The following is a 20,488-nucleotide window of genomic DNA, read 5'->3' as shown; positions in this document are numbered from 1 at the left end:
AAAATGATCTAAATTTGGGACGCTCGATAGTAATCATGAAACTTCAAGAGCTAAAAGCTAAAGTCTACGAATTAGCTGGAGTAAACAATACCAAACAACTCAAGGCAAAAAATCAGGAGATTAAGACGTTAGATATGCGTCTTAAAACCTCCTGGGAAAAAACTCTTGCTATTCTTCAAAAACCACAAGGCGAGTTTGAGAAGTGGTTGGAAAATCCGCCGGAAGAATACAAAGATATTTTTTCTGAAATTACAGAAGTATCTCAAAAATATGATCAGAAATCAGCACAAACGAAACAGTTAGCACGTGAGGTATTGTCAATAGCTAATAATCTTGAAGAACTAGCAGAGGAATCTCAAGACGAAGCAGATAAAATCAAGCAAGAAATTGAAATAACTAGACGGATTTCAAAACAAGCCAGACTAAACTAGTTTTGACATCAGACGACAGCTAACACTTCGCTGCACTGAACGGAAGCATTAGTTAGTAGCTTATACTGTTGAAAATTGAGACTTTTTATGCAACGAAGTGTTAGCTGCAACAGACTGAATCGATATCTGGGTTGGGATGCAAAGAAGCAAGCGTCTGGGCGCATTGCATTCTTGGTAGCTTATAGAGAATAATCACAAAGAAAGCAGCTTTGGCATCTTCGTGCGAGAGAATAAATATAAAATATGGCGATCGCAATAGATTTTGGTACTAGCAACACAGTCATTGCTCGTTGGAACCCTGTCACCCAGCAGCCAGAAACCCTGACTCTACCAGGTTTATCAATTAAACAAAGTCTCAATCCGCCACTGATTCCCAGCTTGGTTTATGTTGAAGACGCAACCCAAAATCAAGTCTTAGTCGGGCAACAAGTACGCGATCGCGGTTTTGACCTCAAGGGCGAAACGCGATTTTTCCGCAGCTTCAAACGCGGTATTGGTGCAGATATCCAAGGTTTTTTACCCGAATTAGATGGGCAAATTGTCACCTTTGAACAAGTCGGACAATGGTTCCTGACTCAAGTAATTGAACAACTAGCGCCTCTGGAAGGTGGCTTAGATTCTCTCGTGTTAACTGTACCCGTAGACAGTTTTGAAGCTTATCGTCACTGGTTGGGGAAAGTTTGTCAATCCCTCCCCGTCGAACAAGTGCGAATGCTGGATGAACCAACAGCCGCCGCCTTGGGTTATGGCTTGGCAGATCAAGAAATTCTCTTGGTGATTGACTTTGGTGGCGGTACTTTAGATTTGTCCCTTGTGCGGTTGGATAAAGGCGTGCAAGCAACCACTAAGCCGTTGGGATTTATCCTCAAGTGGGGTAATAAGTCCTTAGCTGAAGATTCAAAACAAAAAGTTAAAACTGCCCGTGTACTGGCGAAAGCTGGGCAAAATCTGGGCGGTACTGATATCGATAATTGGTTAGTAGATTACTTTGCCAAAACTCAAGAGTTGGCGGTAAGTCCGTTGACAACAAGATTGGCAGAACGAGTAAAAATTCAGCTATCAACTCAAAATCAAGCGAGTGAAGTTTATTTTGATGATGAGACATTTGAAAGCTATGAACTAGAATTAAACCGCGATACTTTTGAAGATATTCTCAAAGAACACGCATTTTTTGAGTTACTAGATGAGTCGATGACGACACTGTTGCAACAAGCAAGACGCCAAGGGATAGAACTTCCAGATATTAATGCAGTTTTGTTAGTTGGTGGAACTGTGCAATTGCCGGCAGTGCAGACATGGATTAAACAGTATTTTGAGCCAGAAAAAATCCGTTGCGAACGTCCCTTTGAAGCGATCGCTCAAGGTGCATTACAGTTAGCCCAAGGGATACAAATCAAAGACTTTCTCTACCATAGTTATGGTATCCGCTACTGGGATCGTCGCAACCAGCGTCACAAATGGCATTCTTTAATTAAAGCTGGACAAGCATATCCAATGACTCAGCCAGTGGAATTAGTCTTAGGCGCTTCTGTAGAAAATCAGCCCAGTATTGAGTTAATTATGGGAGAATTGGGAGCAGATACGGGTAGTACTGAAGTTTATTTTGATGGCGATCGCTTAATTACTCGCCGTCTGGACAGTAATGAAACCAGCGTCAAACCCCTCAACGATCAAGAAGGCGCGAGGACAATTGCCCAATTGACACCAGCCGGATATCCTGGAAGCGATCGCATCAAAATCCTCTTTCAAGTTGATGAACAACGCTTTTTGCGAATCACCGTTGAAGACTTGTTAACAAATGACACACTTTTGGAGAATCAACTTGTGGCACAGTTGAGCTAGATGTAATGTACAACAAGTTATTGTTAGCTATCCATCTTTAACCATCCAAAAACTTGATTGACGGTTAGTGCAAGTTCAATTTCTGGTAATACAGGCAAAAAATCTTCTCCCTGGATTAACTCTGGTTGTTGGCCCGGACGGAAAACCAAAATTGAGCGATCTGTTGGATCAATTAACCACCCTAGTCGGCAACCATGCTGTAAGCAATAAAGGATGTTGCCAATTACTCGGTTTGAACTCTGTTCTGGGGAGAGGATTTCAATTGTCCAATCTGGCCACAGCAAAAAATCGTTGGGAACTTCCCCATCAGCATCAAATGGAATTCGTGACCATTTAAAAACCGCTACATCAGGCACAATTGAGCGGATACCAAAGCTACAGCGCAACTCTGGGAATGCATAAGCAATTTTTTGGCTTTCTGCTACTTCGTTAATGCTATTGCAGAGTCTTAGCTGCAATCGACTATGCTTCCCTTTCGGCATTGGCTTTTGGATAATCTCACCATTAATATATTCACTCGCGGGCTTTGTTTCTGGGAGCTTCAGAAACTCCTCCAGGGTAAGTAGTTGAGTAGTTGAGTAGCTCATAGCTCCTAAATCCCTCGAAGATGTGTTTTTAGTCTAGCAGTGATGTAGAGTGCGTCACACTTGGCAATTCTTACCTGGATATATGGACAGGTAAGAATTGCCACAATGATTAATTCATCTTCACGATAATTCGTTATTAAAACTCTTAATTACGAATTACGAATTACGAATTACGAATTATTTCCGCACCACTACTAAAGTTCCATTCCTAGCCCAGTTGTAAAGATTGCGAGCTTGCTGAACAGGTAAATTTACACAACCGTGGCTAACTGGAGTCCCAAAACGATTATGCCAGTAAGCGCCGTGGATGGCGTAGCCTCTGTAGAAATACATTGTGTAAGGAACGTCAGGAATATTATAGCCCCTGCCTCGCATCCGGTGAGTGCGATACTTAGAATTAATCCGAAATTTACCTATGGGTGTAGGGGTCGATCGCTTACCTCCAGAAATGCGGTATGAATAAACAAGTTTATTACCTTCCCATGCACGTAAGCGTTGCTCTGACAAGTCAATTTCAATCCAGCGAGGTTGGGATGTTTGCCTGATATTAGATGCAGTGATGCTGTTTTCATTCACTGGCGCAGCTGTTGCTGTAGTCAAGTTGGGTGTACCTGCTAAAGGTGATGACCAAGAAAATAGAGTTGCCACCATCAGCGCCACGCCTGTACAAAAATTCCCTGAGGAACGAATCTTACCACTGCGAATCCAAGATTGCATTATGCCTCACCTTCTAAACTACGCAAAAATTATGAAGTGAAGTAATTGTCTGGAAAACTACAAATTTCCAGAGTTATTACTCCTTTCTGTGGAGGATTTACGCAATTCATCCGCTAATGCTTCTTAAGACAATTCCCAAGCTAATCTGCGTCCAATTTGGTCATTAGTCATTAGTCATTTGTCACTTGTCCTTTGTCATTTGTCCTTGATAAATGATGAGTCCTAACTAATGACCAATGACTAATGACCAATGACTAATGACCAATGACCAATGACTAATGACTAATGACCAATGACCAATGACTAATGACCAATACCTAAATGCAAACTTTCCCCGAATTCATATTTGCATTTGTAATTTCACACAGTAATTGTCAGGATTTACGCTTATTTTTTGGGTAAATTGTTGAATACCCTCTTCTATATTTTATTTCAACTTCAGTAATTCCGACTCCGAAGATTCCCAGCAAGATTTTATGCTGGGAATCACTTAAATTATCTTGATTTGTTGTTATTTCTAGTTGTACTTCAATTGCCTTCTGGCTGCTTCACTTACTATTTATGGATAACTACTGGTGTCCCTACTGATGCCCACTCAAATAGCCATTTAGCATGTTTAGGTGCAAGATTTACACACCCGTGGCTTACTGGAGTTCCAAATCTCTTATGCCAATAAGCTCCGTGAATACCGTAATTACCTTGATAAAACATCGCATGAGGAACGTTGGCAACATCGTAACCCCTTCCCCGCATCCGCGTAGTTTTGAACTTGGATTGAATATTAAAAGTACCAACAAGAGTAGGAGTGGATTTTTTACCAGAGGAAATAGCACTTCCATAAACAACTTTGTCACCTTGCCAAGCTATTAATCGTTGCTTTGAAAGATTAATTTGAATCCAGCGCCGATCCGATTGTTGTAATGTCTGGATTTTTTGTGCAATCACTTGATTTTTGGAATTCGCCCAAACTTCACTCGTTCCAGTAGTAGTAAAAACACTTAAGGACAATGCTGTACCCGTGAGGAGTATTTGTAAGCGACGCACCCAGTCAGAATAAATCAGTTTTTTCATTTTAGATACACTCACACTCAAATCATGAAGTCTTGAGAAACTTATCAGCTTTCACTTTTATTTCCCTATCTATTACTTTAATAGACGTTAAGTTTTGATGATTTGATTCTAAGTTAACCTAACTGTCGCATTAGGTTTTTTGCCCCAAATGCGATCGCTTCCCAATTTCGCTCTGTGACAAGCTTCTGAGGAAATAATTCACCGCTCAAACCTACAGCGATCGCTCCAGCTTGTAAAAATTCTTTAGCATTTTCAAGTGTGACGCCGCCAGTAGGAATTAAGGGAATCTGACTCAGCGGCCCTTGCAAACTTTTGATATACTCAGCCCCTCCTAATGCTTGCACGGGAAACACTTTTACACAACTAGCACCCTGACTCCAGGCGGTAACAATTTCTGTGGGAGTCAGCGCTCCTGGTATAATAGGCACATTTTTTTCTACCGCTGCTTGAATCATTGCTGGATCAACGTGGGGTGTAAAGAGGAATTGTGCCCCTGATGCGATCGCTTCTTGTAACTGCTGCACGTTGAATAGTGTACCAGTGCCAATGATACAGGCTGGTAATTCCGAACGTAATTGACTGATTAATTCCCCAGCGCGATCGCTATTCCAGGTAATCTCAATTAGCTGCATTCCCCCAAATGCTACAGCCATTGCCATTTGCTGTCCCAATTCGATTTTAGGGGCGCGGATGACTGCGATCGCTCGGTGTTTTTGCAATTGTGATAACCAAACTTGATTAGGCATTTTTACTGGAGACTATGGGCTAGGGACTAGGAACTGGGAACTAGAGAATAATTTTCACTCTAGTAAATACCTAATTTTCAATCCTAGTACCCAATGCCCAATCCCCTTAAAACTTGCTTCTTGCATCAAGCTATGAGATATTAGAGATATAACATCAAGTCTATCGACTTACCGTATTTTAATATCAAATGCCTTAGCGTTTGGATCTCAAAGGAGTAATTAAAATGACAATTGCACAACAAAACATAGCAGCATCCTTACCAATCACCATTCACGATTCCGAAAGTGTGGATATAGGCAACCTGTGGAAGCTTGTGCGACTAGGTGCAAATAGATTTTGGTGGCACACTAAGGCGTATGGAACGATTCTAGGTGTTATGCTGCTGACCCTGGTGAGTCTGATTTTCTTAAGTATGCATTGGTCTTACCGCAGACTGTTGCAATTTTTCAGCTATCGAGTCAAATCCTGAATTTTTATCAAACAGTCAAAACTCAATTTTGATAAGCGTTTCACGCTTTTTATCATCTATGGGGGGCGATCAAAGCGTTTAAACCCAAAGATACTGAGCTTATTGCCATTATTGTCAATAAGTTTTGTTTGTTCGCTAGCTAGAACTGCGATTTAGCGATCGCACATAATTTACAATGTTAAAAAACTTTACATTCTAAGAATTTTAGGTGTTTGTATTCAACACATTTCTACAGTTTGATTCATCTTATTTATTCTTTTTACGTAAAGGGAGGGATAGAACCACTTTTTTAGTGAAACATAAATTTTATGTGATATATTTCTGTAATCAACAATACCCGTGATGTAGATAATACTGTAGTAAATTTTAAAATTTAGTATTATGTCTAGTCAAGAACAAAATTCCAATAAAGCATTCAAGCAAACACAAGCTAGCACAACAACAAAGAAGAAGAAGAAGAAAGTACAACCTCCCCCAGATATCAAAAAACCAAAGAAAACCGAATAAAAAACTTTATATTTTCTTGTAGAGACTTAAATTAAGTCTCTACAAGAAACATCAAAAATAAATCAGCTTATTTATTTTTTGCTTGAGTCTTTGCCTGTTCCAAAGCTATTTCTTTGATTGCCTGATATGAATTAACATTTGAAGTACCTTCAATAGCTTTAACTGCCAAATCCTGAACTTGTTTGAGAGCCGATTCAAGTTGTTTAGAAAGATTTTGAATCCGCGTCTCTTGATTCGTAATAGTTTGTTCTAGAGATTGTAGTCTTTGTTCATAGAAACGCTTTTGCCCTTCCACTTCTTTAGAATATAAATCAGATTTTACTTTAGCTTGGTAGTGGGCGATGCCTTTGCCTTCTTCTGTAGCTTTTTTTATAGCTGCTTCTTTATCTTTCGGAAAAGCCTCTACCTTGGCTTTTAACTCTTCAAATTGTTTCTCTCTCTCAGAAATTGCTTTCTCCCGTTCAGCCCACTGTTTTTCCGTTTCTTGTAATAATTCTTCCAGTTGCTTATATAGTGCTTTCTGCTCTTGTTCGTATTCGTCACTTTCTCGTTGCCGCTGGAGTTCTAAATTATACTTGTACTCTGACGCATCACGTTGTCGAGTTTTATGCAAGTTTTCATTCCGTTCTTTTATCGCCCTTTGCTGTTCCTCTTGTTCTTTTCCCCAAGTATTCCTTTGCTCTAATATTTCTTGAAATAATACTTCAGAACGCTGGCTATATTCTTCCTGATAAGCTTTAGTATTATCTTCATAGGCTTGGATGAGAGTATCCAAGATATCATCAGAAACTTCTAAATTGTGCAACTGTGTTAATTGTTGAATTTCTTCTTCTAAAGTTCGCCTGATTTCTTCCAATTTAGAGGCTTTTGTGGTTAGCTGTTCTGATAACTCATTAGCAGCACTGCCAAAACCTAATTGAATCTTCGCCAAGCTTTCAATTGTATTGTTCATCTTTTGTTGGACACTAGAAAGCTGATTCATAGGTGTTTTTTGCTCTAATTTAGGCTGTTCTTTAGTTCCAGATTGGTTTTCTTTGGCAACTTGATCGAGTTCTGATTTCAGCGCTGCTTTCTCTTTAGCTAACTCCTCATACGCCTGAAGAATTTCTACTTTAGTATTCTTATCAGTCGGTTTTTTTACCACCACAACAAACCTCCTCTTCAGGAATTAAAAATGGTTAAGATGCTACAGACTCAAAACTATTTAGGATTAGAACTACCAAAAGCCCTCATAGCTAAGTCTTGTGCTTGTTTTAGTGCAGTTTGCAATTGAGCAGAAATGCCTTCTATTTGCTCAGACTGTTTCTTAATTGTTTCTTCCAGAGATTGAATTTTCTGTTCATAACTCTGTTTGTTAGATTCCCATTCCTTCTCAAATAAATCAGCCTCAATTTTAGCTTTTTGGCTTGTTTCTTTAATTGCTTCTTCTCTAGCTTTCTTAACGGCTTCTTCTAGTTCATTAGGAAATGTACTTACCTTTTGTTCATAGTCTGCAAAGAGTGGTTGTCGTTCAGCAAATATCTTTTCTCGTTCTGCCCAATCTTTATCTTTCTTTTGAGAATTTTCTTGTATTTCTCTTTGTTGTTGGCGCTTTATTGCTTCGTAGCTGTCTGTATTTAGTTTACGAGTAGTTTCTAACTTATACTGAGATTCTTCTTGTTCTTGCTGGCGATCTTTGGCTAATAAATCGTTATATTGTTGGAGCTTTTCCTCATACTCTGCTTGCTCTTTTTGCCATTCTTTCCGCCTGCTTGTAATTTCTTTTTCTAGTGCTTCCCTTTTGCTGATAGTATCTTGTTCAAGAATTTTTAATTTTTCTTGGTGTTCTTGACTTAAAACGTCTAGAGTATCTGCTACAACTCTGATTTGTTGAAGCTCTTGTAGGCGTTGAGTTTCAATTTCTATAGCTCGGTTCAATTCATCTAACTTGGAATTTTCCTGAGCTAGTTTTTCAGATAATGCGTTGAGAATACTGCCAAACTCCAATTGTAAATCAGCTAAACCTTTGACAATACTATCAACGGTATATGCAGAAGCCGCTTGCAGTATTTCTTGACTTTTTGCCTTTTCTGCTTCCTCTTGCTTGGTTGCTATTTTAGATTCCAGCTTTTTTCTTTGGATAATAATTTGTTGAAATGCTTGCATTAGTTGTTGTTTGCTGTCCTTGACTCCAACTGTAGTCATCTTCCAACTCCCTTCAATAGGCAAATGATTTATTGGGTAGCAAGCCATACCAAGGACTACCCTATGCAGACATCAGGGTAGCTTTTAAATCAACATTTTTAACGCGGTGGAAATACTGAAATGATCAACATAGGATACTGAGATGGTGTACGAATTTTCCACATATATATCCTTATGTTTTTTAGGTATATTTTTCCTTCAATTTGTAGTACTTTTGTACTAAAATAAATATACCTAACTTAATCTGCTCTTGTCAAGACAACCATTCGTGCAATTCCGTCAGAAAATGTTTTCCCTATTTTTAGGACAGAATCGAGGCTATTTAGGAATTTGAAAATGCAAAGTCCCTAATTAAAAGACTATTACAAGCTTGCAGCCACACTGTTTGATACTTTATGAGTCCGTTGTGGTGTATGTTACTCTTTGTAAAGAAAATCTAAAAGAATTAACCCTAGTAGAAGCGCGGTTACAGTTAGGCGAGATAATAGACTCATCATCCTAATTGATACAAGCACAGTCCCAGACTTTTGTGATATCAATGTATACCACTGAATCGACCAAATATTCTGCTAGAACGGACATTGGGCAAACCAGCCGTATTCTAGTAGTAGAAGATGAAGAATTAATCCAGGAAATGCTAGCTGTAGCTCTGGAAGAAGAAGGTTATGGGGTGATAACTGCTCCGGATGGGCGGTCTGCTATAGAGTATCTCAAAAGTTTTGAAACCAATTCTGGGGAACCGCCCTTTGATCTGGTCATTCTTGATTTGATGCTGCCGCAAATCAATGGGCTAGATATTTGCCGTTTGCTGCGTCATCAAGGCAACCCAGTACCTATTTTAATGCTCAGTGCTAAGGGTAGTGAAACTGACCGGGTTCTGGGATTAGAGGTGGGAGCAGATGACTACCTGACTAAACCATTTAGTATGCGCGAGTTAGTGGCTCGTTGTCGCGCTTTACTCCGCCGCCAACGCCTAAGTAATTTACCACAACTACCAGTATTAAAATTCAAGGATGTCACTTTGAATCCCCAAGAATGCCGAGTGCTGGTTCGTGGTCAAGAGGTGAGTCTTTCCCCCAAGGAGTTCCGCCTGCTGGAATTGTTTATGAGTTACGCCCGGCGGGTATGGTCACGGGAACAATTGCTCGATCAGGTTTGGGGGCCAGATTTCGTCGGCGATAGTAAAACCGTAGACGTTCACATTCGCTGGTTGCGCGAAAAATTAGAGCAAGATCCCAGTCATCCCGAATATATTGTGACTGTAAGAGGTTTTGGCTATAGGTTTGGATAATTAGTTGGGATAGTTGTTAGTTTTTAGTAGTCACCAAAAAACTAACAACTCAAATGCTTTTATTGGGATTTTTTCTGGGTTTAGCGGTAGGCATTGGGTTTTGGATTTGGCAACAGGTTCAACTTAACCGCTACCTGGGGCGCTTAATCCGACCGTTAACCCCCCATTCTTATAAGATGGGACTGCTGCTGATTCCTGGGTTGCGGCAGGAAATAGCAATGGTGAAGCAGCAACGGCAAGATTTGCAGCAGTCGTTGCAAACTTACCAAGACCTGCTAGATTTTGCACCAGTGGGATATTTGCAGGTAGATGAGGAAAATCAACTGCTGTGGTGTAATCGACAGGCGCAGGAAATTTTGTATCTGCAAAGGTGGCAACCAGAACAGGTGCGCTTGTTACTGGAGTTGGTACGATCTTACGAACTTGACCATTTAATTGAGCAAACTCGTGATTGGCAAAAACCACAGACGGGAGAATGGATATTTCACCCATCTTGTGATGATGCGGCAGAGATGGCAACAAGAAAATCTTTGGCTTTACGGGCATCTAGCTTGCCTTTACCCAATGGACAAGTGGGAGTGTTTTTAGAAAATCGTCAACCCCTATTGGATATAAATCAAGTACGCGATCGCTCTTTTTCTGATCTAGCACACGAACTCAGAACGCCACTGACTTCGATTCGCTTGGTTGCGGAAACTTTACAAACCCGCTTGGAACCACCTTTAAATCGTTGGGTTAACCGCTTGATGCAGGAAGTTGATCGGCTAATTAATTTAGTGCAAAGCTGGCTAGACCTCACTCAAATGGAAGCAAACCCAACGATGCAATTGCAAACCAAAGTTGTAGAATTGCGATCGCTCATTGCATCTGTTTGGGAAACACTAGAACCCTTGGCAGGGCGCCAACATCTGTCTTTTTCTTATTCTGGCCCAGAAAATCTTTGGATTAAGGCAGATCAAGCCCGTATTTACCAAGTTTTTCTCAACTTGCTAGACAACAGCATTAAGTACAGTCTTCCTGGTACAAGCATTCAAGTCCAAGCAAAAATCCGATCAACGAATAACAATGAGGGCGATGCTGCTTCCCCAATCTTGGAAATAAATCTTATTGATTCTGGAGTTGGGTTTTCTGAGGCAGATTTACCCCACGTTTTTGAGCGATTTTATCGAGGAGATAAAGCGCGAACCCACTCTCCCCAAGATAGTAACTCCATAGGAGCGATCGTTGGCAATGGTTTAGGTTTAGCGATCGTTGAGCAAATTCTAATTGCCCACGGTGGTTCAATCAAAGCAATGAACCATCCCGAAACTGGGGGTGCGTGGATGCAACTCCAATTTCCTGAAGTTATGGCAAACTCCTTAAGCCAAGACTATAGTTAATAATATCTTCACCTTTGAGACAACAAGTGTGAAAGCTGTCCATTACAGTCCCAATCCTCAAAGACCCCAACTCGCACGCGCCATTAGGCGCTTAGAACGGGATGTATTACGTATGGGTGCTTTGGTAGAACAATCATTTCGCCTCAGCCACCAAGCGTTATTTGCTCGTAACTTAACAGCAGCTGAAGAACTTCCTCGATTAGATAAAAAAATTGATCGCTTTTATCGTCAAATCGAATCAGACTGTACAGCGATTATGACGCTGCAAGCGCCTACGGCTCCGGATTTGCGCTGCTTAAGTGCCTTTATGCAGTTGGTGCGAGACTTAGAGCGCATTGGCGATTATGCTGAGGATTTAGCTGAGATTGCGATTAAAATTTTTCCTTATGAGCCTCATACATCTTTGCCAGACATTGAAGCTATGTCCCTTCACGCACAGGCGATGCTAGCAACTAGCTTGAAGGCTTTGGGAGATTTTGATGAAGCCAGCGGACGCCGTTTAAAGCACCTAGATGATACTGTAGACGATGCCTACGATCGCGTTTATCAGACTTTAGCACAACAACGGGATGTGCCTGGTGTGGTCGAGCCAATTGTACTGTTAGCACTGGCAATTCGTTGTTTGGAACGCATGGCAGATCATGCCACTAATATCGGCCAAAGGGTAGCATATATTGTCACCGGTCAACGCTCTTAATTGATAGTTCATCTAACTTTTTCCTACCTTGAACTTTTGCGTAGCGTCCCGCAGGGTAACCCAACAAACCACAACAAATGTTGGGTTACCCTGCGGGAAGTCTCTTCTAATTATTTGCGCCGACATACTTACTTAGTCTTCAGAAAAGACCAAATAAAAATAAGTTAACTGAATATTTTACAAAAAGCTTACCTCTTCTTAAACTTACACAATTAAAGTAACCAATAAACAACTAGAAAATTCCGCGTCTATCTCACCGAATAGATACTTTAAAACAGAAGTTATTGCCGTCAGAAGATTTCCAGTTAGTCCCTAGCTCTGATTGAGAATAATAGATTTTTAGATGTATAAGTAAATTTTGATACAAACAATTGGAGTTTCTTAATCATTGGAAATAGCAAGATTACCTGATAATTATGTAGCTACTGGCAGTTTTTGTTGTACTTAAGTCAAAAATATAGACGTATGTAGATAATGGCAAGCTAATTGATTTAAATGTTAGCCATCAAAATATTGCTGAAGTGTTAAATACCAAGCAAGTAACAGTTACCCTGCTCCTACAACAGTTGGAGCAATGAAGAAGAGTCTTACGTCACAAACGTCGCAGATTGTTGCGCTTACCAAATAAATTAATTAAAAAATATAGTTCGGCAATATGCTAACTAACTTACTTGTAATAATCACAAGTTAAATGTATAATCATCACTGTGATTGTGAGTAAAATCCCCGAAAATAAAGTGTTATAAGCATTTTATAATCACTGGATTTGTGTAGGTGTGAGTGAAAGGAAAAACATGACAAAACGATTCTGGAATCTTTTCAAGATTAGTCCGGTTGTTGTCGCTGCTACATTTTTCGCAGCGAATAGTGCATTAGCAGCTGAAGTCAACGAGCAGTTAACAAATGTTGCCCAGTTATCTGAAGCTCAAGAGTCTAACAACATGAGCCAGGTAACATCAGTTTCGCAATTTTCGGATGTGCAGCCCACAGATTGGGCATTCCAAGCTTTACAATCCCTAGTTGAGCGTTACGGCTGTATTGCAGGTTATCCCAACAGTACCTATCGTGGTAACCGTGCTTTGACCCGTTATGAATTTGCCGCAGGTTTGAACGCCTGTTTAGACCGGGTTAACGAGCTGATTGCTACAGCTACTGCCGATTTGGTCAGCAAACAAGACCTAGCTACCTTACAGCGCTTACAAGAAGAATTTTCTGCTGAACTAGCAACCCTGCGTGGTCGTGTGGATGCTCTAGAAGCCCGCACTTCTGAGTTGGAAGCCAATCAATTCTCCACTACTACCAAGTTGGTTGGGGAAGCAATTTTTAATGTGACTCAGGCTTTTGGTGACACAGCGGCTGATCAAGACGCTGACTCTGGCAATAACCCTGATTTAGAAAGCAACACCACTTTCGCTAACCGTGTTCGTTTGAACTTGTATAGCAGTTTCACTGGTACAGACCAACTGCAAATCCGGTTGAATTCTGGGAATATCGTCAATAATAGTGGACAAACTGGTACTTTCATGACCCGCTTGGGTTTTGAAGAAGATACTGGCAACAGTGTTGAAATCGATAAAGTTAACTACGCTTTTAACTTTGGTGAAGCAATACGTGTAAAAGTTGATGCCACTGGCGCTGAGTTATACGAAAACGTTAATAACTTCAACCCTGACTTTGCTAGTTCTGGTAGGGGCGCTATCTCTCGCTATGGACGTTTCAGCCCCATCTATCGCCAAGGTGCTGGTGGTAGTGGTTTAACTGTTACGTTCAATCCTAAAGGTGCTATCAGCTTGAGTGGTGCTTATTTAGCTCCAAATGCTCAAAACCCTGCTGGTAGTAACGGGTTGTTCAATGGTGATAGCACCATCTTTGGTCAATTAACTTTCCAACCAAACAAAGCTTTCAATATTGGTTTGACCTACGCTCGCAGTTATCAAGATGGTGGCGTAGGAGATGCTCCAGACCTGTTTGGTGATACTGGCAGTATCCTAGCTAATAATACATTTGATGCTCGGACTGAATCCAACCATTACGGTGTACAAGCTAACTTTAAACCCAGTTCTAAGTTCACTATTGGCGGTTGGGCAGGCTTCAGCGATATAGAAGCTAAAAATGGTGTTCAAGCAGGACAGAGTACAGATGTCTTCTACTGGGCTGCTACCCTTGGTGTTAAAGACCTTGGTAGAGAAGGTAGCTTGCTTGGTTTGATTTTTGGCCAATCACCCAAAGTGACCGACACTAATTTTGGGGTTGAAGATTCGAGCACTTCTTATCATGCAGAAGCTCTTTATCGCTTGCCTTTAACCGATAATATTGCCGTTACCCCTGGCTTGTTGGTGATCTTCAACCCTGATCACAACGATGCTAATGATACCATCTATGTAGGTACTCTGCGTACCACTTTCTCCTTCTAAAATGGGAAATAACGCTCAGAATTAGATCAACAAAACCCCACCTCAAGGTGGGGTTTTGTTTAGATTTTTCAATCTATGGGAACCGTCGTAATATCTTGAGGGGGGCGATCGCTACTCCAAGCCCACCACACAGAACCACAGTGACAGTAATAAAACTCTTGCCATTTGCGACGACGGTCTTCTGTAAGTACAGGCGATCGCCGATTTAGCCAAACTTTTTCAGCTTCCAGGCTACTGGAGTGGCAGTTAGGACAGCAAAACTCGTAAGCGTGTGTTGCTTTATTCGTCCATTCAGGCGGGATAGGAACAAAAGCATCCATGTCGTTAAAAGTGTAGTCTCAATGGTGATTCAAAACTTTGAGGTTTTGAATTTGGCGGCAAACGAATACTATAAAATCCCGCCACACTATCAAACTGCTTAATCAATATTCTTAGGCTTGATCTGAATCTATTCAAGACTGCGAGAGCATCTCACAAATCAAAGGTTAACACGAAAAATTTATTTTTTACACATCTAGTTACTATGCACATTATGACTAATAATTAAATTTATGGAGCCAAATGTTGAAATTCGCCGTTTGTTAGATGTGATGCCTGCTTCTGGTCGGATGACGACAAAACTTGTTAGTAAGCCGGAGCAGGCAAAAGTGATTGATGCCTCTTTTCCCCAACCCTGGAATCAAGCGCGACCGATATATATTAATTTCGATTTGTGGCGTCGCTTGACAAAGCCACAACGAGATTTGCTGTTGTTGCAGATGGTTAGCTGGTTGACGGGGGTGAAGTGGTTTAAACCCGACATTTATCAAGGTGTGGTGCTGGCGGGGCTGTTGAGTGGATGCTTGGAAGCAGCGCAGTCAGATTTGGTGGGTGTAGGTGTCGCTGGGGGATTAAGTGCGATCGCGGCTTTGCGGATCTGGCGCACTAATAAATCTCCAGAGTCAGAGTTAAATGCCGATGCAGCAGCAATTCAAATAGCACAGCGGCGCGGTTATTCAGAAGCAGAAGCAGCGCAGCACCTATTATCTGCCATTGAAGCGGTAGCCAAAATTGAAGGGCGTTCCAGCTTAAATTTTACTGAGTTGATTCGTTGCCAAAACTTACGAGCGATCGCAGGTTTATCACCAGTGGGTATGCCAGAAAGTTATAACAAGGAAAAATAAACGTCAGTGCTGATCATTTGTAGCACCTTTAAACTGAGAAGGCTTTATATAAATGCAGATAACAAGCTTGCATAAGTTTTTGACGGCGACTGAAGCCAATACATCTAAGTTTAAGATGAGATTTTGGTTTGGTTTAAGCCTAATCTTTGCCATATTCTATAGTTTATTAGAACTACAGCAAGCGTTCAGTAACAAATATGCAGTGCAAGATGATGCGCGAGTATATGTTTTTTGGATGCAGCGATTTTTAGAGCCAGACATACTACCAAATGACTTAATCGCCGACTATTTTGAATCAGTAACCCCAGTGGGATTTTCTCATCTTTATAAAATAGTAGCAATGCTGGGTATTGAGCCACTCTTATTTAGTAAATTATTGCCAGTTTTATTAAAAATACTTAGTATTTGTTATTGGTTTCCATTATGTATGCAAATATTTCCAGTGCCCACAGCAGGGTTTATCAGTACATTCTTACTGGCTCAAAACCTCTCCATGAGGGACGATTTAGTTTCTGCGTCGCCTAGATCATTTATTTTTGTATTTTTTATAGCGTTTTTATACTATTTATTACGGCAATCTCTACTACCATGTTTGGGTGCGATCGCATTAGTAGGATTGTTTTATCCACCGTTTTTGTTAATCATCGCCGGAATTTTAATATTAAGGCTTTGGCATTGGAAAGAAAAGCTACCTCAGCTATCTAATAATCGCCGTAATTACCTATTTTCCGTTACTGGATTGGTAACTTGTCTAATATTTATGTTGCCTTACGCCTTAAGTTACTCTAAATTTGGGCCTAGTATTGCAGGAGTTGCAGCCAGAGAATTACCAGGACTTGCAGAAACAGGAAGAATCCCTTTTTTCAGTGATGATCTAATTTGGTTTTGGTTGCTGAATCAGCACAGTGGCCTAATTCCAAATGTTTTGGAACATCCATTAAACATAATTGGATTATTTTTACCTATTATCCTCCACTATCCTCAACATTTTCCGTTAACTAAGCAAGTTACTGATAAGGTCAAAGTTTTACCTCACATTGCTCTGGCATCTGTGGTAATGTTTGGGCTTGCTCATTTACTACTTTATAAACTTTATTCTCCAGCCCGATACACAAGGTATACTCTAAAATTTATAGTGATTATTGCCACAGGTATAGTAATAGTGGCAATTTTAGATGCAGTTTTTCAATGGGCAAAGCAGCATCGAGAGTATTCATCTAGGCGACAGATATTAGTGTTAGGATTTACAAGTTTATTAGGAATTTTACTTTTCTTTTATCCATGTTTGTTGAAAAATTTCCCAACTAGCCTCTACCGGGTAGAAAAAAACCCACTAATTTATGAGTTTTTTCAGAAACAACCTAAAGACATTCTCATTGCCTCTTTGTCAGAAAATATAGATAATGTCCCTACGTTTTCTAAAAGGTCTATCTTGATCGGCTGGGAATACTCTGCTCCTAGGGGAAACGCACCTTATTTACTAATAAAATTTAAGAGAGATTTCAAAATGACATAGATAATTGCAAAAATCGATAAGGTTATGAATAAAATAAATGAATTGTCTCGAAAAAGTATGATTTAGCTTATCTGATGCTAAATAATTATTTATTGATACTAAAATAACTCAAGATTCGAGTTTATAAAGCTATGTTCATCTAGAGGAAAAGTAAAACTCTTCCTAAATATTCAAATTTAATTTCTGATATATGAGTTTATGCTAATGCTAAAACTCTTGCTAAATAATTGTTATCTAGCCCAGCGAGAAACTGTTTATTTTTTATTCCACGTTTGACACGCTTCTCTTGACCTAAAAGATTGACTGCAATATGTCTAAGAATTGCAAAATTCTGTGGAGCATTATTTTTTCTAATCCGACAGTCATCTTCTCTTAAAGCAACATCTAATATCCAATGTAGTGAGTTCTCAATTCCCCAATGACTGCGAATAGAATTACCAAATTGTTTAGCATTTGATTCAAGGCTACTGATAAAATAATGGGTTTCAACCGTTGTTTCACCATTTAACGAACGAACGGATTCTACCATTCCAACACTATTAAAGTTTGACCAAACTGAATTTGGGTTAAGCCGAGACTGGATTTGAGATAACATCACATAATGGCGGATTTCACGACGACCATGCCCTATTTCATCTGTTTTATATGTGCTATGTTCAATCCCCTCAAAACCTGTAACTATTCCTGAATGGAAGAGTTCTTCAACCTCATCATAAAGATTTCCTTGATTCTTTTTTAACGTAATTACATAATCTGCATTTGACTGCGTAATTAACTTCACAATTTCTTTTTGGCAACCCATTGCATCGATTGTCACAATACATCCAGATATATCTAATACTTTTAACAACTCTGGGATTGCTGTAATTTCATTCGATTTTTCATCTACTTTCACTTGTCCTAACACTAATCTATTTGTAGTTGCCCATGCACTCACTATTTGGATTGCACTTTGCTCACTACTTTCATTATAGGAACCACGTAATGTTTTACCATCAATTGCAATTACTTCTCCTGAAGTTATCTGATGTATTGATTTCATCCAATCTACAAAACAGGACTGAAATTGTTGAGGATTTATTCGTGCGAATACTCGCGCAAAAGTATCGTGTGACGGAATGCCATTCGGGAGTTCTAAAAATCTTTTTAACCAGTCATACTTCGCACAACCATAAGTCTCGATTCCCACCCATCCATCTGCCCCACAAATCACCGCGCATACGGCAATGGTCATGATATCGATTAACTTGTGTCGTTTAGTACGATCTATGCGTGGATCTTCTATTACACCAAAATGGTCAGCAATCGTAATTTTGGGTTTAAGCTTCATTCAACTATAATCTGGTTCTTGTTGTTTAATGCAAACAATGAATTTACTACAAAAACGAACCTATATTGCTTGGCAGCCGACGGCTGCCACAAATTCACGCCTCTACAACGATTATCATTCTTATTCAGCTTTATACCTAATTATCTGAAAGTCCTGTGTGGTCTAGTGTTGGGGAAGTTAATCTTGATTATCTATCTTTAATATTTAGATGCGTTCGCCCTAACTCTGCTCCTTATCATGTGGGTTATGATAACCAGATTACTGAACGAGGGACTGATCTGATTCGTGCTCAATACAGCGATAATTTAGCAGAAGCACAAAACTTTATTCAGAAATATGGGGTAGACTTTTTTGTACTGGATGAATCAGCATTTACACCTGAATATATCACCATAAATCCTTGGTTTATCCAGTGGCAATCGATAGCAAAAGATATTTCATTAAAGCTACAGCAAGGAACTAATCCTGCTTTCTTAGCCATTTTAAAGCGTTGTTCTGTCTTAGAAACTAATGGCTTAATTGTTATACAAGCAAAATGTGTCGCCCAAACACCCCAAAAATAACGCTTTTACATTCTTTAGCTAGCTTGCCAGCGCTGATAACTAGCTGCTATGCGTGAGGCTAATCTACACTGTAATAAGAGAATGTGTGTTTAACTAACTTAGATGTCCGAGAGTGAGGAGTTTAGTGATACCTTCTCGGTGTTAGGTTATAAAGTGCTTACCTAGTGTGGTAAAACTTAACTTAAATTCTGTCAGTTACTAACGGAGTTGATAGGAATAATGGGTAACTTGATTATTTTTGCCTTGTTAGTGGTTTACGGAGGCGGCGTTTGGAAGTTTTGGAATGGGTTTGGGCGGACAAATTTTAATCCAACTTTGACCAATCGTATTGGTTTATCTTTGCTATGGCCAGCTTTGTTTATTACAAATCAATCCTATCGTCGAAACTTTAGAAAGGCACTGAAGGGCTAGAGTTTACTATTAAGTCTAAGGTCATCTGAATCTTGACGGTGGTATATATCTCAAATAAATCTAACTCACCAACCTCCCTTCCCTAGTAGGGAAGAGAGGCTGGGTTTGCTCCTTTTAGGAACGAGAGGAATTAGGGAGGGATAATTTCGTTAACCGTTGGAAAATATTTCGGCTGATGAATTGATTAATTATTTGCCATTGGTTAATAGATGGATTGCTGCACCTACGGCTGCACCATCAACAGCATTGCCTAATGTATCTTTGCTATCGCCAGTAATTACACCAGTTACTGCGCTAGCGCCTGCACCGACTCCGACATCTTGAACAACGTTCCGGTTACGGCGATTGCGAGTGTTTCTCAGACCATTTGCACCATTGACAGCTGCACCAGTGACACCACCTTTAACAGCATTGTTTAATACACTACCATTTCCCCTAACTGCTCCGGTGACTACATTGGTAACAGCCCCAATACCTGCATCTCTTAATACTTGATCATCAGCAGCAGCTGGTTTAGCGGGAATTATAGTTACACCAGCTAAACTTGCAGCCATGAGGCTGGGTAGAAGTGTGCGCTTTAGGATATTATTCATTGTGTTACCTTCTCAAAACATCAAACAATTGGATAAAACCGAAGTTACTGGAGTCAGAGAAAATCATATTTTTTCATTTGGACAACAGCAACTATTTATTGTTTGAGGACATATATATAATCGCATTTATAAAGACATAACTGCATCCACTGAAAGCATGAATATAAATTAAGTCCTGAGAAGGCCTTGCTGATTTATTAGACGATACTAGAGATTACACATTGACAAAATCAACTAAAGATGCAATATAGATTTTTAGATATGAAAGTTTTATTTTTTCAGTACTAGCAAGCGATTTCTGATGATTGATTGCGTACTGTTTACCCTATCTATCTAAAGATAGTTGCCAAAATAACGAAACTAACTGGTCGAGGTTAATATTTAATTCTCTTAGTTTAGCAGCCAAGCGTTGCGATCGCGCTTCTGTTTGCTGCGATCACTCCTATCCTTCTTGTAGCAAATCACCTTAATTATTCCACCAGTGCAACCAGGGTAACTCTAGATTTTGATAGCGGCCTTGCCAAATTCCCAATTCTATACCCATCGGTTCAATAAGATAATGTCCGCGTTCATTGA

General features: G+C 39.9%; 22 protein-coding genes and 1 pseudogene. 13 read left to right on the top strand and 10 right to left on the bottom strand.

Features of this window, described 5'->3' with window-relative positions:
• Positions 1-35: 35 nt before the first annotated feature.
• Complete coding sequence (locus tag ACWATR_RS22245; protein ID WP_460337103.1) at positions 36-431, top strand: hypothetical protein; 396 nt, start codon at positions 36-38, stop codon at positions 429-431.
• A 243-nt stretch (positions 432-674) separates the two neighbouring features.
• Positions 675-2,273, top strand: coding sequence for an Hsp70 family protein (locus tag ACWATR_RS22240; RefSeq protein ID WP_460337100.1), 1,599 nt, complete (start codon positions 675-677; stop codon positions 2,271-2,273).
• Between the two features lie 23 nt (positions 2,274-2,296).
• Here the strand turns inward: ACWATR_RS22240 and ACWATR_RS22235 are convergent, their stop codons facing one another.
• The 4 genes from ACWATR_RS22235 to ACWATR_RS22220 form a co-directional block, all read right to left on the bottom strand.
• A complete protein-coding gene (locus tag ACWATR_RS22235) occupies positions 2,297-2,860 on the bottom strand; it encodes a Uma2 family endonuclease (RefSeq protein WP_460337096.1) in 564 nt (187 codons plus the stop codon).
• A 177-nt stretch (positions 2,861-3,037) separates the two neighbouring features.
• The gene (locus ACWATR_RS22230; RefSeq protein WP_069070693.1) at positions 3,038-3,577 is read right to left on the bottom strand and encodes a L,D-transpeptidase; all 540 of its coding nucleotides are present in this window, start codon (positions 3,575-3,577) and stop codon (positions 3,038-3,040) included.
• 555 nt (positions 3,578-4,132) lie between these two features.
• Complete coding sequence (locus tag ACWATR_RS22225; protein ID WP_069070694.1) at positions 4,133-4,648, bottom strand: L,D-transpeptidase; 516 nt, start codon at positions 4,646-4,648, stop codon at positions 4,133-4,135.
• Positions 4,649-4,761: 113 nt separating this feature from the next.
• On the bottom strand, positions 4,762-5,394 hold the full coding sequence (locus ACWATR_RS22220) for a bifunctional 4-hydroxy-2-oxoglutarate aldolase/2-dehydro-3-deoxy-phosphogluconate aldolase (protein ID WP_460337091.1): 633 nt from the start codon (positions 5,392-5,394) through the stop codon (positions 4,762-4,764).
• Between the two features lie 224 nt (positions 5,395-5,618).
• On the opposite strand from ACWATR_RS22220, the gene ACWATR_RS22215 reads away from it, so the two are divergent.
• Together ACWATR_RS22215 and ACWATR_RS22210 are read left to right on the top strand one after the other, a co-directional pair.
• Positions 5,619-5,864, top strand: a complete 246-nt coding sequence (locus ACWATR_RS22215; protein WP_460337088.1) for a hypothetical protein — start codon at positions 5,619-5,621, stop codon at positions 5,862-5,864.
• A gap of 381 nt (positions 5,865-6,245) precedes the next feature.
• The gene (locus ACWATR_RS22210) at positions 6,246-6,371 is read left to right on the top strand and encodes a hypothetical protein (protein ID WP_460337085.1); all 126 of its coding nucleotides are present in this window, start codon (positions 6,246-6,248) and stop codon (positions 6,369-6,371) included.
• 67 nt (positions 6,372-6,438) lie between these two features.
• Here the strand turns inward: ACWATR_RS22210 and ACWATR_RS22205 are convergent, their stop codons facing one another.
• Entirely contained in the window at positions 6,439-7,518 is a 1,080-nt protein-coding gene (locus ACWATR_RS22205; protein WP_460337082.1) for a hypothetical protein, read from the bottom strand.
• 53 nt (positions 7,519-7,571) lie between these two features.
• Positions 7,572-8,555 carry a hypothetical protein gene (locus ACWATR_RS22200; protein WP_460337079.1) on the bottom strand — a complete coding sequence of 328 codons (984 nt, stop codon included), beginning with the start codon at positions 8,553-8,555 and terminating at the stop codon, positions 7,572-7,574.
• Positions 8,556-9,093: 538 nt separating this feature from the next.
• On the opposite strand from ACWATR_RS22200, the gene ACWATR_RS22195 reads away from it, so the two are divergent.
• The 5 genes from ACWATR_RS22195 (at position 9,094) to ACWATR_RS22180 (ending at position 14,336) form a co-directional block, all read left to right on the top strand.
• The gene (locus ACWATR_RS22195) at positions 9,094-9,846 is read left to right on the top strand and encodes a winged helix-turn-helix domain-containing protein (RefSeq protein WP_069070698.1); all 753 of its coding nucleotides are present in this window, start codon (positions 9,094-9,096) and stop codon (positions 9,844-9,846) included.
• 53 nt (positions 9,847-9,899) lie between these two features.
• The gene (locus tag ACWATR_RS22190) at positions 9,900-11,225 is read left to right on the top strand and encodes a sensor histidine kinase (RefSeq protein ID WP_460337075.1); all 1,326 of its coding nucleotides are present in this window, start codon (positions 9,900-9,902) and stop codon (positions 11,223-11,225) included.
• Between the two features lie 28 nt (positions 11,226-11,253).
• A complete protein-coding gene (gene phoU / locus ACWATR_RS22185) occupies positions 11,254-11,922 on the top strand; it encodes a phosphate signaling complex protein PhoU (protein WP_460337072.1) in 669 nt (222 codons plus the stop codon).
• Between the two features lie 521 nt (positions 11,923-12,443).
• Positions 12,444-12,500 (top strand): hypothetical protein, encoded by a 57-nt coding sequence (locus ACWATR_RS40420; RefSeq protein WP_465249744.1) that lies wholly within the window; start codon positions 12,444-12,446, stop codon positions 12,498-12,500.
• A gap of 216 nt (positions 12,501-12,716) precedes the next feature.
• Positions 12,717-14,336, top strand: coding sequence for an iron uptake porin (locus tag ACWATR_RS22180; RefSeq protein WP_460337069.1), 1,620 nt, complete (start codon positions 12,717-12,719; stop codon positions 14,334-14,336).
• A 68-nt stretch (positions 14,337-14,404) separates the two neighbouring features.
• Here the strand turns inward: ACWATR_RS22180 and ACWATR_RS22175 are convergent, their stop codons facing one another.
• Positions 14,405-14,656 carry a hypothetical protein gene (locus tag ACWATR_RS22175; protein ID WP_435024997.1) on the bottom strand — a complete coding sequence of 84 codons (252 nt, stop codon included), beginning with the start codon at positions 14,654-14,656 and terminating at the stop codon, positions 14,405-14,407.
• A gap of 231 nt (positions 14,657-14,887) precedes the next feature.
• On the opposite strand from ACWATR_RS22175, the gene ACWATR_RS22170 reads away from it, so the two are divergent.
• Entirely contained in the window at positions 14,888-15,499 is a 612-nt protein-coding gene (locus ACWATR_RS22170) for a DUF3318 domain-containing protein (RefSeq protein ID WP_460337066.1), read from the top strand.
• A gap of 52 nt (positions 15,500-15,551) precedes the next feature.
• Positions 15,552-17,015 carry a hypothetical protein gene (locus ACWATR_RS22165; RefSeq protein WP_460337063.1) on the top strand — a complete coding sequence of 488 codons (1,464 nt, stop codon included), beginning with the start codon at positions 15,552-15,554 and terminating at the stop codon, positions 17,013-17,015.
• 196 nt (positions 17,016-17,211) lie between these two features.
• Here ACWATR_RS22165 and ACWATR_RS22160 read toward each other — a convergent pair whose 3' ends face one another.
• Entirely contained in the window at positions 17,212-18,345 is a 1,134-nt protein-coding gene (locus ACWATR_RS22160) for an ISAs1 family transposase (RefSeq protein WP_460337061.1), read from the bottom strand.
• Between the two features lie 155 nt (positions 18,346-18,500).
• Here ACWATR_RS22160 and ACWATR_RS22155 point away from each other — a divergent pair, with 155 nt between their 5' ends.
• Together ACWATR_RS22155 and ACWATR_RS22150 are read left to right on the top strand one after the other, a co-directional pair.
• A complete protein-coding gene (locus ACWATR_RS22155; protein ID WP_460337058.1) occupies positions 18,501-18,908 on the top strand; it encodes a hypothetical protein in 408 nt (135 codons plus the stop codon).
• A gap of 219 nt (positions 18,909-19,127) precedes the next feature.
• Complete coding sequence (locus tag ACWATR_RS22150) at positions 19,128-19,319, top strand: hypothetical protein (RefSeq protein WP_181928708.1); 192 nt, start codon at positions 19,128-19,130, stop codon at positions 19,317-19,319.
• A 188-nt stretch (positions 19,320-19,507) separates the two neighbouring features.
• Here ACWATR_RS22150 and ACWATR_RS22145 read toward each other — a convergent pair whose 3' ends face one another.
• Together ACWATR_RS22145 and ACWATR_RS22140 are read right to left on the bottom strand one after the other, a co-directional pair.
• Positions 19,508-19,912: a hypothetical protein gene (locus tag ACWATR_RS22145; protein ID WP_412979770.1), complete on the bottom strand. Its 405-nt coding sequence runs from the start codon at positions 19,910-19,912 to the stop codon at positions 19,508-19,510.
• A gap of 325 nt (positions 19,913-20,237) precedes the next feature.
• Positions 20,238-20,486: pseudogene (locus tag ACWATR_RS22140) on the bottom strand (hypothetical protein); the annotation flags it as partial.
• Positions 20,487-20,488: the final 2 nt, after the last annotated feature.

This window comes from Nostoc sp. UIC 10890, from assembly GCF_054786515.1.
This window is presented reverse-complemented; position numbering and strand designations above follow the sequence as displayed.

What these genes read in the sequence shown, in the direction of transcription:
- ACWATR_RS22245 (WP_460337103.1), top strand. Translation starts at nt 36, where the DNA reads ATGAAACTTCAAGAGCTAAAAGCTAAAGTCTACGAATTAGCTGGAGTA.
- ACWATR_RS22240 (WP_460337100.1), top strand. Translation starts at nt 675, where the DNA reads ATGGCGATCGCAATAGATTTTGGTACTAGCAACACAGTCATTGCTCGT.
- ACWATR_RS22235 (WP_460337096.1), bottom strand. Translation starts at nt 2,860, where the DNA reads ATGAGCTACTCAACTACTCAACTACTTACCCTGGAGGAGTTTCTGAAG.
- ACWATR_RS22230 (WP_069070693.1), bottom strand. Translation starts at nt 3,577, where the DNA reads ATGCAATCTTGGATTCGCAGTGGTAAGATTCGTTCCTCAGGGAATTTT.
- ACWATR_RS22225 (WP_069070694.1), bottom strand. Translation starts at nt 4,648, where the DNA reads ATGAAAAAACTGATTTATTCTGACTGGGTGCGTCGCTTACAAATACTC.
- ACWATR_RS22220 (WP_460337091.1), bottom strand. Translation starts at nt 5,394, where the DNA reads ATGCCTAATCAAGTTTGGTTATCACAATTGCAAAAACACCGAGCGATC.
- ACWATR_RS22215 (WP_460337088.1), top strand. Translation starts at nt 5,619, where the DNA reads ATGACAATTGCACAACAAAACATAGCAGCATCCTTACCAATCACCATT.
- ACWATR_RS22210 (WP_460337085.1), top strand. Translation starts at nt 6,246, where the DNA reads ATGTCTAGTCAAGAACAAAATTCCAATAAAGCATTCAAGCAAACACAA.
- ACWATR_RS22200 (WP_460337079.1), bottom strand. Translation starts at nt 8,555, where the DNA reads ATGACTACAGTTGGAGTCAAGGACAGCAAACAACAACTAATGCAAGCA.
- ACWATR_RS22195 (WP_069070698.1), top strand. Translation starts at nt 9,094, where the DNA reads ATGTATACCACTGAATCGACCAAATATTCTGCTAGAACGGACATTGGG.
- ACWATR_RS22190 (WP_460337075.1), top strand. Translation starts at nt 9,900, where the DNA reads ATGCTTTTATTGGGATTTTTTCTGGGTTTAGCGGTAGGCATTGGGTTT.
- ACWATR_RS22180 (WP_460337069.1), top strand. Translation starts at nt 12,717, where the DNA reads ATGACAAAACGATTCTGGAATCTTTTCAAGATTAGTCCGGTTGTTGTC.
- ACWATR_RS22175 (WP_435024997.1), bottom strand. Translation starts at nt 14,656, where the DNA reads ATGGATGCTTTTGTTCCTATCCCGCCTGAATGGACGAATAAAGCAACA.
- ACWATR_RS22170 (WP_460337066.1), top strand. Translation starts at nt 14,888, where the DNA reads ATGGAGCCAAATGTTGAAATTCGCCGTTTGTTAGATGTGATGCCTGCT.
- ACWATR_RS22165 (WP_460337063.1), top strand. Translation starts at nt 15,552, where the DNA reads ATGCAGATAACAAGCTTGCATAAGTTTTTGACGGCGACTGAAGCCAAT.
- ACWATR_RS22160 (WP_460337061.1), bottom strand. Translation starts at nt 18,345, where the DNA reads ATGAAGCTTAAACCCAAAATTACGATTGCTGACCATTTTGGTGTAATA.
- ACWATR_RS22150 (WP_181928708.1), top strand. Translation starts at nt 19,128, where the DNA reads ATGGGTAACTTGATTATTTTTGCCTTGTTAGTGGTTTACGGAGGCGGC.
- ACWATR_RS22145 (WP_412979770.1), bottom strand. Translation starts at nt 19,912, where the DNA reads ATGAATAATATCCTAAAGCGCACACTTCTACCCAGCCTCATGGCTGCA.